Source organism: Lapillicoccus sp., from assembly GCF_036559105.1.
Taxonomy (GTDB): domain Bacteria; phylum Actinomycetota; class Actinomycetes; order Actinomycetales; family Dermatophilaceae; genus Lapillicoccus.
On the sequence record NZ_DATBTV010000015.1, the window covers coordinates 58,297 to 71,195 of the forward strand.

At 71.2% G+C, this 12,899-nt stretch carries 10 protein-coding genes; 1 reads left to right on the forward strand and 9 read right to left on the reverse strand.

Annotated features, from left to right (window positions below; genetic code table 11):
- The 9 genes from VIG79_RS01955 to VIG79_RS01995 are packed head-to-tail and all read right to left on the reverse strand — an operon-like array spanning position 1 to position 12,187.
- Positions 1-1,281 carry a VWA domain-containing protein gene (locus VIG79_RS01955; RefSeq protein ID WP_331881432.1) on the reverse strand — a complete coding sequence of 427 codons (1,281 nt, stop codon included), beginning with the start codon at positions 1,279-1,281 and terminating at the stop codon, positions 1-3.
- Positions 1,281-2,573 (reverse strand): PP2C family protein-serine/threonine phosphatase, encoded by a 1,293-nt coding sequence (locus VIG79_RS01960; protein WP_331881435.1) that lies wholly within the window; start codon positions 2,571-2,573, stop codon positions 1,281-1,283. The genes VIG79_RS01955 and VIG79_RS01960 overlap by 1 nt, the downstream gene beginning before the upstream one ends.
- Positions 2,570-5,122, reverse strand: a complete 2,553-nt coding sequence (locus VIG79_RS01965; protein WP_331881438.1) for a serine/threonine-protein kinase — start codon at positions 5,120-5,122, stop codon at positions 2,570-2,572. Before VIG79_RS01965 ends, VIG79_RS01960 begins: the two co-directional genes overlap by 4 nt.
- Complete coding sequence (locus VIG79_RS01970; RefSeq protein ID WP_331881441.1) at positions 5,119-6,312, reverse strand: hypothetical protein; 1,194 nt, start codon at positions 6,310-6,312, stop codon at positions 5,119-5,121. The genes VIG79_RS01965 and VIG79_RS01970 overlap by 4 nt, the downstream gene beginning before the upstream one ends.
- A complete protein-coding gene (locus tag VIG79_RS01975; protein ID WP_331881443.1) occupies positions 6,309-7,286 on the reverse strand; it encodes a glutamate ABC transporter substrate-binding protein in 978 nt (325 codons plus the stop codon). The genes VIG79_RS01970 and VIG79_RS01975 overlap by 4 nt, the downstream gene beginning before the upstream one ends.
- Positions 7,283-8,614, reverse strand: coding sequence for a hypothetical protein (locus tag VIG79_RS01980; protein WP_331881445.1), 1,332 nt, complete (start codon positions 8,612-8,614; stop codon positions 7,283-7,285). The genes VIG79_RS01975 and VIG79_RS01980 overlap by 4 nt, the downstream gene beginning before the upstream one ends.
- Complete coding sequence (locus VIG79_RS01985; protein WP_331881447.1) at positions 8,611-10,278, reverse strand: AAA family ATPase; 1,668 nt, start codon at positions 10,276-10,278, stop codon at positions 8,611-8,613. Before VIG79_RS01985 ends, VIG79_RS01980 begins: the two co-directional genes overlap by 4 nt.
- Positions 10,278-10,871 (reverse strand): hypothetical protein, encoded by a 594-nt coding sequence (locus VIG79_RS01990; RefSeq protein WP_331881449.1) that lies wholly within the window; start codon positions 10,869-10,871, stop codon positions 10,278-10,280. The genes VIG79_RS01985 and VIG79_RS01990 overlap by 1 nt, the downstream gene beginning before the upstream one ends.
- A gap of 50 nt (positions 10,872-10,921) precedes the next feature.
- A complete protein-coding gene (locus VIG79_RS01995; RefSeq protein ID WP_331881451.1) occupies positions 10,922-12,187 on the reverse strand; it encodes a toxic anion resistance protein in 1,266 nt (421 codons plus the stop codon).
- Positions 12,188-12,406: 219 nt separating this feature from the next.
- Between VIG79_RS01995 and VIG79_RS02000 the strand changes: the two genes are divergently transcribed.
- Positions 12,407-12,871 carry an SRPBCC family protein gene (locus tag VIG79_RS02000; protein WP_331881453.1) on the forward strand — a complete coding sequence of 155 codons (465 nt, stop codon included), beginning with the start codon at positions 12,407-12,409 and terminating at the stop codon, positions 12,869-12,871.
- Positions 12,872-12,899 lie beyond the last annotated feature (28 nt).

Here is a 12,899-nt window from a genome sequence, read left to right on the forward strand (position 1 = left end):
TCACTTCCGAACCCTGGTCGTCTTGGTGGAGGCGGTGTCGAGGGCCATCTCGTCCAGCCGCTCGACACCCTTCTTCAACCGCACCGTACCGGTCTCGGCGTTGTCGATATCGACGACCTTGCGCAGCCGCGACGTCATCTCCTGGTCGCCCGCCTCGTTCGCGAGCTGGACGGCCCGGCCCAGCTTCGACGTGGCGTCGTCGTCCCGGCCGGCCGCCTTCGCGGCGAGGCCGTCCTGGATCATCTGCGCCAGCTCGGCCTTTCCCGTGTAGCGCGCCACCTGGTCGTCGATCCGCGTGGTCAGGGCCTCGTCGTTGGTCCACGTCGCCTTGACCAGCGCCTGCGTCTGGACCTCCTCGCCGAGCGCGACCTGGACCCGCGCGGCGAGCTGCTCCTGGCCGACCGACTTGGCCGACAGGCGTACCGCCACGTGGTAGTCCCGGCTCTCGTCCGCCCACGCACCCGTCGGGTACCCCGCGGTCAGCGCGTTCACCTGGGTGCGACGGGACGTGAGGTCCTCGAGGTTCGGCGCGACCTGCTTGACGAACAGGGTCTGCGCGCCCTGGGGGGTCCACACGCGCAGCTCGACGTTGGCGACGCCGCGCGCCATCGACTTGCGCACCAGGCTCTGGAACTCGGCCGCCATCGCCTGCGGCGCGGGAATGAGGTCGACGGTGCCGAGCAGCGCCGACGCGATCCGGCGCACCTCGTCGACCTGCCACCGGTCGCCGAGACCGCGGCAGTCGCACTGGAAGATCCCGGTCGCCTCGTTGATCGCCCGGGTGAGCTGGTCGGGCGTCTCGTGCTCGTTGGCGCCGTCGGTGAGCAGGATCGCGTGGCGCTGGCTGGCCTGCGGCACCGTCGAGAACACGTCGCGCGCCTTGCTCAGCCACGTCCCCATCGCCGTGCCGCCGTCGGCCCGGAACGCCTGCATCGACGCGATCGCCGCCTGCCGCGTCGACGGGTCCATCCGGACCATCTGCTGCGGGCCGCCCGGGTAGGGGAAGACCAACGTTCCCACGTGGTTGCCCGCGATCACGGCGAACCAGGTGCCGTCGGTGATCTCGTTGAGAGCGGCCGTCGCCGCGTTGCGGCCCTGGGCGATCCCGCTCTCTCCCATCGACCCCGAGGTGTCGATGATGATGATCTCCGCCGCGTCGGCCACGCTCGTCTGCCCCGCCTGGCCCGCTCCTCGGCACGTCACGCGAACGATCGCGTGCACGTCGGTCCCGCCGTCGGGCAGGAACTCGTTCTGGAAGACCTCGGCGGTGAACTGAGCCATCAGGGGGTGTCCTTCGTCTCGGGGGCCGGAGCGGGAGCCCCAACCGTATGCACATCCCCGACGCGCGCCAACGCGACGGTGATGTTGTCGATCCCGCCCGCCTGGTTGGCGAAGTCGGTCAACGCCTGCGCGAGCGCCGGCGGGTTGCGCCCGTCGGCGCCGAGCCGCTCGACCGTCTCGTGGACCAGCCGCTGCAGGTCGGTGGCGTCGGAGCGGTAGTTCCAGAGGCCGTCGCTGCACACCAGCAGCCAGCCGTCCTCGGACAGCTCGACCGCCTGGGTGTGCGGCGTGAGGTCGTCGGGTGAGTCGACGCCGAGCCAGCGGGTGATCGCGTGCGCGCCGGCGCTGGTCTCGGCCTCCTTGCGGGGCATCCCGGCGCTCATCTGCGCAGCGGCGAACGAGTCGTCCTCGCTCAGCTGAAGGGCCGGGCTCGTGGCCGCGTCGGGCAGCCAGTACGCACGGCTGTCACCCACGTTGCCCACGACCGCCGTCCCGTCGGAGACCAGGGCCGCGACGAACGTGCACGAGGGCGGGTTCGCGACGGCGGCCTCACCGGCCGCGGTCGTGACCGTCTCGACGGCGTCGTCGGCCGCCGCCACCGCGTCGGCGAGGCGCCGCTCGGCCGCAGCCACGAGGGCCGCCTTCGTGCCGACGCCGTGCGGCAGCGGGGTGCGCAGCACGTCCCGGGCGGCGCGGACCGCGGCCAGGCTGGCGATGTGGGAGTCCGTCGAGTTGGAGACGCCGTCACAGACCACGAGCACGGCGAACGACCCCGTCGCCGAGCCCGCGGCCAGGGCCAGCGCGTCCTCGTTGCGGCGGTGCCGCTTGCCGATGTCGCAGACGCCGGCTACCCAGGGCGCCGGTACCTCGGCGTAGTGGTCGCGTGGGTCGGGCTGCTTCGTGCCGCAGGTGTCGCAGTAGCCCTCGAGGTAGTGGCCGTCGGAACACTGCTTGCAGGGGGCGCCCTCGGTGGCCGGGCTGTCCGGGCCGTCCGGCTCGCGGCGTCGCGAGGCGTTGCTCGTCACGGGCCCGGTCCAGCCGACGTCGAGCGGGGACTCCTCGCCGCGTGGCGCGGTCACCGGAGTCGCAGCCGCCTCGCCGGCGACTGCATCGGGGAACGACTGAGCGGGTGGGACACCGCCGTCCGGAGGTCCGGCCGTCGCGGCCGCGGGGTCGCCGCCGGGCGCCACGTCGGTGAACTCGAACGCGCACGCCTCACAGAACGTCGCGCCCGAGATCCGATCGGCGCCGCAGCGGGGACAGGTCGCCGTCGTGGTCGGCCCTGCGGTCACCTGAGGGTCCAGGGGCGGACGTCGTTGGCCTGGTCCACGAGCTGCACGCGTTCCTCACGGTCAGGGGTGAGCCGCGCGAGCCGGCGCAAGGCACCCTCGAGAGCCTCACGCATACCCCGTGCGGTGGCCGGATGTGACCCGATGGTCAGGGCGGGCTGCTCGCCGCGACGACCGACCTCGTCGAGGCCGATCGAGAAGATGCGCACGTCCAGGCCGGCTCGCTCGCGCGGGTCCATGAGGACCTGGTCGACGCTGGACCACGCCTGCGACAGGGAGGGTATGCCGGCGCCGGAGCCCGCGAGCAGGTTCGCCCGGGCCTGACGCGCCAGCGAGTAGGCGCGGGACGTCGAGGGGACGAGGTCGAGGGCCTGGACCGCACCGTCGACGTCCTGACGCTTGGTGCGGATCCGCGCCATCCCGAAGGCGGCCGCCGGGGTGTAGTTCGCGTCGGTCCGTGCGCACGCCGTGTAGAGGTTCTCGGCGATGGTGAGCTCATCGCTGGCCTCGCACGCGCTGGCCAGCGCGAGCTTCGGCGCCAGCTCACCGGGGACCTGGCCGTAGACCGCGTTGAAGGCGCTCTGAGCCACCCGCGGGTCACCCTGCTGGAGCGCCGAGAGGCCCTGCATCCACACGGCGCGCCACTCCCACGGGTCGACGCGCAGCATGGCGTTGGCCGAGGAGTCGACGAGGTCCGGCTGGCCGGCGGCCAGCGCCGCACGGCAGATGGCCAGGTGGACCTCCGGTGACATCCCAGGAGCCTTGTGCAGCAACGCGAGTCGCTCCGGCGGGGTGCCTTGGGTGGTGAGCCCGTGGAGCCAGCTGGCCTGGGGGTCGGAGGGGTCGATGCGCAGGCCGGGGAGGGTATGCCAGTCGAGCCGGTCGGTCTCGATGGCCGGCTCCTCGAACAGCAGCGAGGTCGACGAGCTGGTGGCGCGGCCCAGTCGCTCGTTCTGGGCGACGATCTCGCGGAGCACACCGAGCATCTGCACCCGCAGCTCGTCGGCCGAGGCGAACCGATCGTCGGGCGACGTCGCGCAGGCCTTGAGCAGCAACCGGTAGAGCGAGTCGTACTTCTGGAACAGGGGCGTCGACTCGACCGGCGGGAGCGAGTCGACGTAGGTCGACTGGTAGCCGCGGAACTCCATCATCAGGACGACGAGGGTCCGGCCGATCGTGTAGATGTCCGACGCGACCGTCGTTCCCTGTGCGGCGACCTCGGGCGCCTGGTACCCCACCGTCCCGAAGATGGCGGAGTCCTCGTCGTCGATCCGGCGCACTCCACCGAGGTCGATGAGCTTGATCATGTCGCCGACCTGGATGAGGTTGTCCGGCTTGAAGTCGCAGTAGACGAGCCCGAGGTCGTGGAGGTACTGGAACGCCGGCAGGATCTCGATGATGTAGGCGAGGGCCTGGTCCGCGGGGATCGGGTCGTAGCGGCCGGACCTGCGCATCCGTTGTTTCAGAATGGATTTCAGCGAGGTGCCGCCGACGTACTCCATGACGATGTAGCCGGCGTCGTCGTGGGTGACGAAGTTGTAGATCTCGACGATGTGCGGGTGCGAGACCTGGGCGAGGAACCGTTGCTCGGCGATCGCCGCGGCCAGCGCGTCCGGGTCGCCGGAGTTGAGCAGGCCCTTGAGGACCACCCAGCGGTTCGACACGTTCTTGTCGCGGGCGAGATAGATCCAGCCGAGGCCGCCGTGGGCGAGGCAGCCGGCCACCTCGTACTGACCCGCGACGAGGTCGCCGGGCTTGAGCTTGGGGTCGAAGGAGAAGGCCTGCCGGCACTTGGCGCAGAACCCGGTCGTGCGACCTGAGTGACCGTCCTTGCCGCGACCGACCGGGTTGCCGCAGTTCGAGCAGAACCGCTTGTCCTCCGGGACGACCGGGTCCTTCATGATCGCCTTGCTGGCGTCGATGGCCGGAGCCGGCGGGATCGTCGTCAGCCCGGCCCCGAGCCGCGCGGTCCGCAGCCGCTGCGACTCCGAGCGCACCCGGCGCGTCTTGGTGCTGCCGCCGACGCCGGCCCGAGCGGAGCCGAGCGCGGTCGAGGCGAGCCGGTTGCTGGCTCGCGACATCGTCGAGGGCGAGCTCGAGACGCCGGCCGGACCCGCGGCTTCCAGCGGCTCGGAGTCGCCGGAGGCGCCGCAGGTGTCGCAGTAGCCGTCGAGGATCCTCCCCTTGCAGCCGGGCTGTGCGCAGGGTGTGCCGTCGGGGACGCTCGACGAGATGACCTGCTGGACGGCGGGCGGCAGGCCGCTGCCGTCGTCCTCTGCGGTTTCGCCGCGGGCTGACGCCGGGACGGAGACGCCGCTCTGGATGCCGCCTTCACCGGGCGTCCCGCAGATGTCGCAGTAGCCGTCGACGATGGTCCCCGAGCACCCGGGCTGCTGGCAGGCGCCCGTCGCCGCCGAGCCGGACTCCCCGGCTGCGCCGTGGCCCCCAGCGGCGACGCTGCCCGGCATACCGCAGACGTCGCAGTAGCCGTCGACGACGTGTCCGGTACAGCCGGGCTGGGTGCAGGCCGGCGTGGTGGTCATGGTGGTCATCGCGTCCCCCCGTGAGTGGTGAGAGTGCGCAGATAGGCCTGGTACGCGGCGAGCAGGCCCCGCGCGCGGCGCATGTCGGTGGGTTTCGCGGCGACCACGTCGTCGAGGCGCCCGGCCAGGTCGGCGAGGTCAGGGGAGCTGACCCCCATGGCCCGCGCCTGCGCCTGGTAGGCCCCGGAGAGGCCGACCAGCTCCTCGCGCTCGGCGAGGGCGTTGGCGTAGGCGTTCTGCGCGGCGGTCAGCGCGCGCGACACCGCGTCGAGCCGGCGGAGGTAGGCGTCGACGCCGCTGGGGTCGGTCGGCACCTCCCCGAGCGCGGTGACGTCGGGGATGGCGAGACGTGGGGCCGGGTCGACGACGTTGACGCACTGGGCCTCAAGGAGCCGGATCGCGGCGCCGCGGGCGGCCAGCTCACCGCGCTCGACGGTGGCGCGCTCGGCGTCACGGGCCGCCTCCAGGCGCTTGCCGGCGCCGACGATGAGGTCGCGCTCGGCGGTGGACGCGTCGTACTCCAGCGGCGCGAGCAGGCCTCCGACGTCGGCTCCCCGCTTGGCCTTGTCGACGATGTCGGCGAGGCGGGAGTCGAGGCGCTGCAACGAGCCTCGGGCGTTCTCGCGCTCGACGCCGGCCGGGACGTACATGACCTGGTCCCGGATCCGCTCGACGGTCTCGCGCACCGACTTCAGCCGGGTACCGACCTCGGCGCCGGACGGCTCGAGCGAGAGGCGCGCCCGCAGCGTCGACGTCATCGCGTCGGACAGACGGCAGGCCTCGGGCAGCGTCAGCGCCAGCGAACCGGACACCGAGGGTGCGAGAGAGCCCGCCGCGGACCCCGGGGCGACGTCGAGCCGGCCCCAGATCAGAGCCGAGATGCGCTCGGCCTCCTTCGCGCCGACCCGGCCGTTGTCGAACGTCACCTCGAGCAGGTCGTAGCGGTCGGAGATCGCCTTCCACAGCGCCATCGAGACGAGCATGTCGCGGCTGAACGCGTCGCGTTCGCTGGACGCCAGCGCCGCCGAGTCGAGCGCGTCGAGCTCGTCCTTGCGCTTGTCCCGCCACATGCCGAGGTCGCGCAGGAAGACGAAGGCCTCCTGCGGCGTGACCGACGACCCCAGCCGGCCGGGCGCCTCGGGGGCGCCTCCGGTCGCCGGTGGGGTGGGCGGGGACAGCTCGAGCGACACCGGCGTCACCCGCGTCCGTACAGGGACTGCGGCGGGGCGGGGGCCGGGCCGAGCACCGCGAGCCACTTGTCGTAGCTGGCCTTCCAGCGCCCGTCGCTCTTGACGGTGTCGACGACCCGGTTGATGTAACGCACGAAGTCGACCTGGTCCTTGTTGACCCCGATGCCGTAGGGCTCCGAGGTGAGCGGCTGCATCGGTGGGACGTCGGCATAGGGGTCCTGGGCCGCGAGACCGGCCAGGACCGTGTCGTCGCCGGCGATGGCGTCGACCTCGCCTTCCTGGAAGAGGACGAGACAGCCGGTATGCGTCGCGGCCAAGACCGGGATCACGCCGGGCGTGCTCTGGACCGTCGTCAGTGAGGTGCTGCCGGTGGGGGCGCAGACCTTCTTGCCCGCCAACCCGGTCAGGCTTGTGGTCTTGTCGCCCTTTTTGACGAGGATCTTCAGGCCCGACTGGTAGTACTCCGAGGAGAAGGCGATCTTCGTCCAGCGGTCGCAGTTCATCGTCAGGGCGCGGGCCACGATGTCGACCTGCTTGCTCTGCAGCACGTCGGTCCGCTGGGCGGTGGTGATGACGACGAACTGAACCTTGTTGGGGTCACCGAATATCGCTTGTGCGACGGCGTGCACCATGTCGATGTCGAAGCCCTCGATCTGCCCGGACAGGGGGTCGCGCGCCCCCAGCCGGAGGGAGTCGGCCGACACGCCCGCGATGAGGTAGCCGCGGGCCTTGATGGCCGCGACCGCGTTGTTCGCCGCGTCCCCGGTGAGGGACGGCAGCGGGTTGTAGGACTGCGTGGCGTTGTCGCACGCGGCCGGGGTGGTCGTCGCGGTTCCGGAGGGCGACGGGCTCGGTGCTGCGGTGGCTGTGGGAGTTGGCGTCGGGATCTGGGTTTCCGCGTACACCCCGCTGGTGCAGGCACCCAGCAGGGCAGCGATCAGCACCGCTGCCACGGCGGCCGCCGGGCGCACGCGGGCCGTCATCGGTACTCCTCGATCCGCTGGCCCATGCCCCGGAGCATGAGGACCGCGGCTCCGGCGCAGAGCGCGAGCAGCAGCCAGCCGAGGATGGTCACCCACGTCACCGGCCCCAACAGCGATCTCGAGGTGTCGTCACCGAAGGCCTTCAGGCTCTGGTCCGCATCGGCGGTGAAGGTGGAGAACGCGGCGTTGGCCGTGCCGGGACCGGTCTTCAGCGCCAGCGCCACGGCATCCTCCCAGCCGCCGCCGTTGTCGGCCTTCCGGATGGCTTCGTGCTGGGTCTTGTAGGCGTCCCACTCGCTCTTCAGTCTGCTCTGGGTGGTGCTGTCGAGGGCCGCCAAGGAGGACAGGAGGCTGTCCGACTGCCTCTGCCATTCCTTCTCGTAGGCCGTCCCGGACCCGCGGGCGATGAGGGTCAGGCTCTCGTTCGACTTGGCGTCGTACGCCGCCGTCCGAGCGTCGGCCAGCTTGACCGTGTAGGCGAACGAGGAGTTCCGGACCGCCTGGACCTGGCTACCGACGCCCGCAAGCGTGACGATCGCGATACCCAGCGCCAGCACCACCACCAGGGACCCGACGAACATCGACGGGTTGAGGTAGCGATGGGTGCGTCGGGCCAGCCAGACCATGACGAGCACGAGCACGGCCAGCGCGCCAAGGCCCGCGAGGATCAGCGTCAGGAGCCGGCTGCTGGCGTCGAACTCGGCATCGGCCCGGGCCTTGTTGGCGTCCACGAGCGCCCTGACGATGGGCAGGATGTCGCTGCGCAGCGTGGCGCTCGCGCCACTCAGGTACTGAGCACCGACCGGAAGGCCCTGACGGTTGTAGGCCCGGGCCTCCTCGATGGTCGCCGCGTAGTCTTGGACCTTGGCATTGAGGGCGCCCAGCGCCTCGCTGTCGGCCGGCTGGGCGTCCGCCGCGTCGGCGATACCGGTGGCAACGCGGTCGAGGCTGGCGTCGTAGTCGGCGCGTTGGACCGGGTCCTCGATGCCGCCGACGAGGAACGAGCTCGTCGCGTCGGCGTCGGCGCGGACGAGATCGGCGTAGATGCCCTGGATCCGCACCACCTGCGCGGTGTTGTGGTCGGCCCGTTCCAACGCGCCCGCGGAGGACCAGAGCGACATGGCACCGACGAGGCCGAACGCGGCGGCGACGACCGCCGCGACGAAGGCGAGCACGCGCATCCGCCCTGGGGTGCCCTCGAAGGCGCTGTTGATGGCAGTGCGCGAGCGCGGGACCGCCCGGTTGGACGCCGCCCGGGACGGGACGGGCGTCAGCTCGACGACCAGCGCGCCGGCTGCTGCGGACGGAGCCGCGGTGGCCCTGCTCATGTCGCTCCTCCAGCCGGTCGGTCGCGCTCGTCGGGGTTGTCGGACTCGTCGGCGCTGCCCGGCGTGGACTCCGGGTTACCTTCCGACGTCTGTGACCTGCCCTCCGGTTCCCGAGGCCCGTCAGGATCAGGGGTGCCACCGACCGGCTCAGGGTCGGCCAGCTGCCGGAAGTCCTCGGGCTTGAGCTCGCGCAGCTGTGCGTGGGTGGGGTCCTCGACGTCCTGAAGCCGCCAGGCGTGCCGCCCGATCGCCTCCTCGAGGAGGTTGCGGGCGAACCGCCCGTTGCCGAAGGCCTGGGTCCGAGCCGTGCCCGCGAGGATCCCGCGGAAGGTCATCTCCGCCTCGCGGCTGATGTCGTAGTCGGCCGCCGAGGCGAGCTTCCGCAGGATGAGGACCAGCTCGTCGTCGGTGTAGTCGTCGAACTCGATGACGGTCTTGAACCGGCTCGACAGACCCGGGTTCTGGGCCATGAAGACGACCATCGGGTGGGTGTAGCCCGCGACGATGACGACGAGCTTGTCGCGCCCGTCCTCCATCTCCTTGACCAGCGTGTTGATCGACTCCTTGCCGTAGTCGTCGCCGCCCAGCGCGTAGGCCTCGTCGATGAACAGGACGCCGCCGGTGGCCTTGTCGCACACCTCGGCGGTCTTCATCGCCGTCTGGCCGAGGTACCCGGCCACGAGCTCCGACCGGTCGACCTCGACGAGGTGGCCCTTCTCCAAGAGCCCGAGAGCGTGGTAGATGCCCGAGACCATCCGCGCGACGGTCGTCTTGCCGGTACCCGGGTTGCCGACGAAGACGAGGTGACGCGTGACGTCGGGGTTCTTCATCCCCGCGGCGACCCGCTTCTGCTCGACCTTGAGCATGGCCACCTGCTGGTGGACCTCGCGCTTGACGCGGTCCAGCCCGATCATGGCGTCCAGCTCGGCGAGCAGCTCCTCGACCGACTTCTCCGGCTCCGCCGGCTCTTCGGGTTCGGCCGGTACGGCCGCGGGCGGGTCGGCGGTGGCGACGGCTCCGGTATGCGGGTCGCCCGCTTGCGGACTGCCCACGGGGTTTCCGGCGGTGCCCGGCCCGAGCGGCTGGGGGCTGGGGATCGTGGGCGTCGGGGCCAGCGGGTTGCCCAGGGCACCGATGAGGCGCAGCGACTCCTGGATCCGCGGGTCCTGCAGCGGGCTCAGCGACGGGTCGTACGACAATGCGCCCGGCGTGACACCCAGACCGGGCGACGTGAGGACCTGGGTCGCTCCCAGCCGCTGTGCCTGCGCGGTCTGGACGACGTTCTCGGCCACCGCGGCGTTGCCCCCACCGAGCGTCGCGGCGGCCTCGACCACGTCGGCGAGCGCGTCCGCGTACTCGGCCGCCCCCGTCCCGGTGGCGCGGAGGTGCGCGACCAGGGTGGTGGGGCTGCCGCGCCACTTGCGACCCGACGACGCGGACTCGACGAACGCCTCGTTGGCCGCCTTGAGGTTGTCCGGGTCGGCCATGCCGGTGGCGCGGGCCCAGTCCTGGGCGGCGCGGTACATGGGCTGGGCGGCCGAGGCCACCGTCGCGGCCAACGCAACCCCCTCGCGGCGGGCGTCGTGGGCATCCACGCCGAGGCGGCGGGCGACGGCTGCGAGCTCGTCGAGGGCGACCCGGAGTGGGGCCGGCTGGTCGGGCATCAGGCGGTCCGTCCGGGTGGGGGAGTGAGCGGCGACGGGCCGCTGGGGTCGGTCGCCGGCATCGGGGGCACTGGCGTGGACCCGATGATGAGGTCGCCGCCACCCGCGGCCGCGCCGAACTTCTCCTCGAGGAACCGGCCGTGGACGACGAGCGCCTCGGCGTCGGCCCGGCATACCGCGTCGAACACCTTGTCCATCGTCGCTCCGAGCAGGTCGAGCTGGTCGATGAGGATCATCAGCGGGGTCTTGCCGCGGTCGACGGGACGGCTGTCGGCCCACTGGCGCGGCAGGCGAAGGTACCCGCCGATCGCGTCAGGGAGGTAGTTGGTGGCGGTCGCCATGACGTTGTAGGCCTGCGGGCTGCCGGACCCGAGGGTGTCGAGCCGGGGGACCGTGTCGCGGACCGTCCTGGCCACCCGGCCCAGCCGCGACTGGACCATGCCGGGGGCCTTGCCGTCCTTGGCCTGCTGCTCGACGCGGTCGACGGCGTCCAGCAGGTCCTGGCTCGTCGGCACCGTGTGAGCGGGTTCGGGCTGTGGTTCGGACGCTCGGGCGCTCTTGTCGCCGAAGCCGAACCACGAGCCGATACCCATCTCCCCATTGTCGCTGACTGGTCGCCTGCGGTGCTGCGCGTTTCGGGCGGTCAGCGACCGATGTCGAGCGACCCCGCCATGACCTGCGGGTTCTGGCGGTTGGCCCGGTCGAGGTAGGCCTGTGACTTGGCCACCTCGGTCTCGAGCGTGCCGATGGTCGCCGCCATGGAGTCGAGGGCCTGGACCTTGTAGGTGTCGATCGCGTCCATCGTCTGGTAGATGTTCGCGAACGCCGCCTGCAGCTGGGGCAGGCCGATCGTCGCCGACGCCGCCTGCTCCTGGATCCTCACCGAGTTGTCGCGGAGCATCTCCGACGTCGACTGGATGAGGTTGCTGGTCGTCGTGTTGAGCGCGGTGATCTGGTCGAGGACCATCTTCTGGTTGCCCAGCGCCTGCGCGACGATCACGGCGGTCCGCAGCGCGGAGATCGTCGTGGTCGACGCGCGGTCGACGCCCTTGATCAGCTCGATGTTGTTCTTGATGGTGATGTCGATGGCGAGGTAGTTCTGGATCGACACCGCTAGCTGGGTGAGCAGGTCCTGGTGCTTCTGGCGAACGTAGAAGAGGACGTCCTGCTTGAGGGCGGTCGCCTTCTCGGGGTCGGTGGCCTCCAGCGTGGCGATCTCCGCGGTCAGCCTCGCGTCGAGCCGCTCGGCGATGTAGACGTACTGGTTCAGCCGACCCATGGAGTCCCAGAGGTTCTGCTTCTCCATGTTGAGCGCGATGTTGTCCTTCTGGAGCTCGTCCTGACCGTCGCGCAGCGAGTGCAGGATGCCGTCCAGGTGGCTCTGCGCCGACTGGTACTTGCGGAAGTAGTCGTTGATCCGGTCACCGAACGGGATCATCCCGAGGACCTTCTTACCCCCGCGCGCCTGGGAGGGGTCGAGGTCCTCGACGGTCCGGCGCAGGTCGAGCAAGGTCTTGCCGACCTTGCCGGTCTCGCTGAGGCCGCCCTCCTTGAGCGCCTTGACCGGCGTCCGGAGCAGCCGGTTGCTCGACTCGGCGGCGCGGCGGATGTCGTCGTCGCCCATCGTCCGCACATCGGTCGCCTTGGCGTCGAACGTGGGTGACTTGGCCTGCGCCGTGAGCAGCGCGGTCATGTAGCTCTCGACCTTGGCGTCCAGTCCGGGAACGGCTGCGGCGGGGACCTGCGGCGCCATCTTCGGCGCGGCGGTCTCGTTGACGACGCCGACCGCCGCCGGAGGCTCGAGAGTCAGGACCGACGACGTGCTGGCCGGTGGCGTCAGGGGCTGCACGGCCTCCGCGGCCGGCGGCGGAGCTGCGGCGGCAGCGCCTGAGGAAGGCTGGTCCGACATGTGCTGGTCTCCCCTTCGCTGGGCTGGACACGGGGTATGCGGGTACTCCGGCGCGTGCGGCGCGTCGCGGCATACCCCCGCTGTGCAGACGAACCGTCAATCTACGCGGTTCCCGATACCGCCGAAGGTCCGGTTCTGCCCTGAGCGGACCCTGGGCCCCGTCGGCCGCCGGGCTCACCTCCGGTTGCCGATGTCCGGGAACCGGGCGAGGATCGAACGATGGCCAACGACAACAGGATCATCGTCTCTCGGACCATCGACGCTCCGGCCCCGGAGATCTTCGACGTCCTCACGCTGCCGTCGCGGCACCGGGAGATCGACGGGTCGGGGTTCGTCGTCTCGGACGACCGGACCGACCGCATCACCGGTGTCGGTCAGGTCTTCCGGATGAACATGACCGGGGACCACATGGGTGGCGACTACCAGACCGAGAACCACGTGACCGGGTACGACAAGAACTCGTTGCTGGCGTGGCGGACGGCCCCCGCGGGTACCGAGCCACCCGGCTGGGAGTGGATGTGGGAGCTCAAAGCCGACGGCTCGGACGCGACCGACGTCACCCTGACCTACGACTGGGACAAGGTCACCGACAAGGCGACCCTCGAGAAGGTCCCGTTCCCCCTGGTGACGCAGGACCAGCTGGAGGACTCGCTGGCCAACCTGGCCTCCGCGGTGTCGAGCTAGCGGCGACAGGTCCGCAGTCTCGTGGTGC

Coding starts and splice junctions, on each gene's coding strand:
- VIG79_RS01980 (WP_331881445.1), bottom strand. CDS start 8,614: ATGAGCAGGGCCACCGCGGCTCCGTCCGCAGCAGCCGGCGCGCTGGTC.
- VIG79_RS01985 (WP_331881447.1), bottom strand. CDS start 10,278: ATGCCCGACCAGCCGGCCCCACTCCGGGTCGCCCTCGACGAGCTCGCA.
- VIG79_RS01975 (WP_331881443.1), bottom strand. CDS start 7,286: ATGACGGCCCGCGTGCGCCCGGCGGCCGCCGTGGCAGCGGTGCTGATC.
- VIG79_RS01990 (WP_331881449.1), bottom strand. CDS start 10,871: ATGGGTATCGGCTCGTGGTTCGGCTTCGGCGACAAGAGCGCCCGAGCG.
- VIG79_RS02000 (WP_331881453.1), top strand. CDS start 12,407: ATGGCCAACGACAACAGGATCATCGTCTCTCGGACCATCGACGCTCCG.
- VIG79_RS01965 (WP_331881438.1), bottom strand. CDS start 5,122: ATGACCACCATGACCACCACGCCGGCCTGCACCCAGCCCGGCTGTACC.
- VIG79_RS01955 (WP_331881432.1), bottom strand. CDS start 1,281: ATGGCTCAGTTCACCGCCGAGGTCTTCCAGAACGAGTTCCTGCCCGAC.
- VIG79_RS01995 (WP_331881451.1), bottom strand. CDS start 12,187: ATGTCGGACCAGCCTTCCTCAGGCGCTGCCGCCGCAGCTCCGCCGCCG.